The organism is Mesorhizobium sp. B1-1-5 (genome assembly GCF_006443065.1).
Taxonomy (GTDB): domain Bacteria; phylum Pseudomonadota; class Alphaproteobacteria; order Rhizobiales; family Rhizobiaceae; genus Mesorhizobium.
Window position 1 is genome coordinate 1 of sequence record NZ_VFWS01000344.1, and the last position, 1,537, is coordinate 1,537.

Consider the following 1,537-nt stretch of genomic DNA (forward strand, 5'->3'; position numbering starts at 1 on the left):
ACGATCTCCAGCACGATGTCGGGATAGGCGGCGGCGAAGGCGCCGAGCCGCGGCGTCAGCACTAGATGCGCAGCGGTGCGCGGCACGCTGAGCCTGAGATTGCCGGCCGGCCGGTCGCGCGCCTCGACCGCCGTTTCCAGCGCAAGGTCGATCTCGGACAATGCCGGGCGCAGCCGCTCTAGCAATTGCGCGCCTTCCTCGGTCGGCGCGACGCTGCGCGTGCTGCGCGCCAGCAGCCGCACGCCGAGCCGTGCTTCCAGGCTCGACACGGCATGGCTCACCGCCGACGGCGCGATGCCGAGCTCGCGGGCGGCGCCGCGGAAGCTGGCACATTGGGCGACCGCGGCCAGCACGGCGAGTTGCGAGAGGTTCGTCCGATTCATCGTTCTATTTTATAGAGCAACCCGTACAAAAGAGAAAGAATTATCGAACGCGTCGCGAGGCGCTATCTCTCCCCCATCGCAACAAGGAGATGCGCCATGAAAACCCGCAAACTTGGAACTGAACTCGAAGTCTTCCCCGTCGGCCTCGGCTGCATGGGCATGAGCTTCGGCTATGGCGGCCAGCCGGAGGCGGAAGCGATCGCCACGCTGCGCCGCGCCGTCGAGATCGGCGTGACCTTCTTCGATACGGCCGAAGTCTATGGTCCATACGAGAACGAGATCCTGCTCGGCAAGGCGCTGAAGCCGGTGCGCGACAAGGTGACGATTGCCACCAAATTCGGCTTCAAGATTTCCGAGCACGGCGAGGGCACCGACCGCATGATCGGCGTCGACAGCCGCCCCGAGCACGTCAAGGCGGTGGCCGAGGCCTCGTTGAAGCGGCTCAATACCGACGTGATCGACCTCTATTACCAGCACCGCGTCGATCCGAACGTGCCGATCGAGGACACGGTCGGCGCCATGGCGGAGCTGGTGCGCGAGGGCAAGGTCCGGGCGCTGGGCCTGTCGGAGGTGAGCGGCACGACGCTGCACCGGGCGCATGCCGTGCACCCGATCGCCGCGGTGCAGAGTGAATATTCGCTGTGGAGCCGCGATCCCGAGGACGAGGTCTTCGACGTCTGCCGCGAGCTCGGCATCGGCTTCGTCCCCTATAGCCCGCTCGGCCGCGGCCTGCTCACTGGCGCGATCGCCAAGCCGGACGCGCTCGGCGCCGGCGACTGGCGCCTCACCTTGCCGCGCTTCCAGGCCGAGGCGATGGAAGCCAACAATGCCGTCATCGCCGTGCTGGAGAAGATGGCCGCCGGGAAGGGCGTGACCCCGGCGCAGCTGGCGCTCGCCTGGGTGCTGCATCAAGGCGATTTCATCGTCCCGATCCCCGGCGCAAGGAAGATACGCCACCTTGAGCAGAACACGGCCGCGGCGAATATCGAGCTGAGCGCGGCCGAGGTCGCGGCGATCGGTGACGCACTGTCGCCCGACAAGGTGGTCGGCAAGCGCTACACGGAGGAACTGCTGGCGTTGGTGAACGGGTGAGCGACAATGGAAGGGGCGCTTCGGCGCCCCTTTGAAGGGTCGGCGCGAGGCCCCCCTCTCTG

The 1,537-nt window shown here is 67.0% G+C and carries 2 protein-coding genes; one reads left to right on the forward strand and one right to left on the reverse strand.

Going from position 1 to position 1,537, the window contains the following annotated elements; translation table 11 throughout:
- On the reverse strand, positions 1–383 hold a 383-nt coding region (locus FJ980_RS31170), incomplete at its 3' end, for a LysR family transcriptional regulator (protein ID WP_140547385.1).
- Positions 384–479: 96 nt separating this feature from the next.
- On the opposite strand from FJ980_RS31170, the gene FJ980_RS31175 reads away from it, so the two are divergent.
- Complete coding sequence (locus tag FJ980_RS31175) at positions 480–1,475, forward strand: aldo/keto reductase (protein ID WP_140547386.1); 996 nt, start codon at positions 480–482, stop codon at positions 1,473–1,475.
- The last annotated feature ends 62 nt before the right edge of the window (positions 1,476–1,537 follow it).